The organism is Streptomyces sp. NPDC002690 (assembly GCF_053592415.1).
In genome coordinates this window covers 1-1,675 of the sequence record NZ_JBSFVR010000689.1, presented here as the reverse complement: position 1 = coordinate 1,675, position 1,675 = coordinate 1, and the positions used below count along the sequence as shown (strand labels likewise).

Sequence of the window (1,675 nt, the reverse complement as noted above, 5' to 3'; positions counted from 1 at the left end):
TGGTCACCGCCACGCAGTCCGTCTCCGACGAGACGCTGAAGCTCCTCGCGGACCACCCGGGACCGGCCGGCGATGCCTGTCCGTCCGTACCGCGCGGCGGGCGGCTCAGTCGGTGGGCCGCTGCTCCTTCCACTCCGCCTGGGCGTCGTTCAGTTCGCCGGCCATCTTGTCGAGGAACGCCTTGGCGGAGGTCCGGCCGAGCAGGACCTTCTGCAGCTCGGGCTCGTTGTCGGCCTTGCTGATGCCGTTCCAGTCCGGCAGGTAGTACGGCAGTTGCACGGTGACGGTCGAGCCGTCGGTGAGGGCCTCGGCCGCGAGTGCGGTCGGTTCCGCGCGGGAGACCCAGGGGTCCTTGGCCGCCTCGGTGTTGGCCGGAATCAGACCCGCCTGCTCGTTGAACTTCGAGTTGGCCTCGTGGGAGGCGGCGTACTCGATGAACTTCCAGGCGGCGGCCTTGTGCTCGGAGCTCTTGAAGAGGCCGAGTCCGTCGACGGGGTTGGAGACCTGGACCCGCTTGCCGCCCGCGCCGATCGGCTGCGGGATGCCCCGGAACTTCGCGGTGCCGAGCGCGGTCACATGGTCCTGGTACGAGCCCAGGTTGTGGTTGACCATGCCGATGGTGCCGGAGTCGTACTGGGCGACCATCTTGATGAAGTCGTTGTTGAGGTCGGCGGAGGGCGTGACCTTCTTGTAGAGGGCCGCGTACTTCTCCAGGGCGGTGACGTTGCGGGGGTCGTTGAGGGTGGTCTTCTCACCCTTCGCGTCCCAGAAGGACGTGATGCCGGACTGCCCGTACATGGCGTCCATGGCCTGCGCGATGGAACCGGCGCCGCCGCGGATGGTGTAGCCGAAACGATTCTTCTTGGGGTCGCTCAGCTTCGCGGCGGCCTGGTAGAAGTCGTCCCAGGTGGCCGGCGCGGCGAGGCCGGCCTTCTTGAAGAGGTCGGTGCGGTAGTAGAGCACTCCGTTGTTGGCCGAGATCGGCACGTTGTAGGTGTGCTTCTCGGAGCCACCCGCCGCCTTCATCGCCTCGACCATGCCCGGGTCGAGCGCGCCGTCGAGCGAGGAGTCCGCGCTCCGGTCCTCCAAGGGCTCCAGCGAGCCCTGGGCGGCGAGTCCGGCGAGCATCGCGGCGCCGACCCCGCCGACGTCCGGCAGCCCGCCGCCCTGGATGGCGTTGTCGTACTTGGTCTGGATCTCGGTGGCCGCCACCCCGACGTACTGGACCTCGATGTCCGGGTTCTCCTTCTCGAAGCCGGCGATGATCTCCTTCCATATGTCGGTACGCACACCGCCGTTGTTGTCCCAGAAGACGATCTTTCCCTTGCTGTCGCCCTCGGCTCCGGCACCTCCGGCGAACCCGCTGCCGTCATCGCCGCAGCCGGTGACGGTCAGGGCGAGAACCGCCGTGAGGGACGTCGCCGCCGCCGCGCGCGCCCGGTGCGTCTTCGAGATCTTCATCGTCGGCTCCACTCTCTCGGTTCTTCAGTAGCGGTGTGGCAGGTGCTTCAGGGGGTGGGTGTCAGCTCGCGGTCACCGGTCTCGCCGCGTTCCGCACGTCCGGGCCCGCCGCGCTCCGGTCCTCGCCGACGGCGGGGCCATCGGCTCCGTCGCCCGGGAAGGCGCGGCGCACGAACGACGCGATGTGGTCGTGGAGTGCGGCGGCGGCACCGGC

The 1,675-nt window shown here is 68.9% G+C and carries 1 protein-coding gene; it reads right to left on the bottom strand.

All coding sequences use genetic code 11. The features are described from left to right. Positions 1 to 105: 105 nt before the first annotated feature. Positions 106 to 1,461, bottom strand: a complete 1,356-nt coding sequence (locus tag ACWD3D_RS36750; protein WP_451464978.1) for an ABC transporter substrate-binding protein — start codon at positions 1,459 to 1,461, stop codon at positions 106 to 108. Between the last annotated feature and the right edge of the window lie 214 nt (positions 1,462 to 1,675).

Bases quoted from the DNA above. Each gene is read 5' to 3' on its own strand.
- ACWD3D_RS36750 (WP_451464978.1), bottom strand. From the start codon at position 1,461: ATGAAGATCTCGAAGACGCACCGGGCGCGCGCGGCGGCGGCGACGTCC.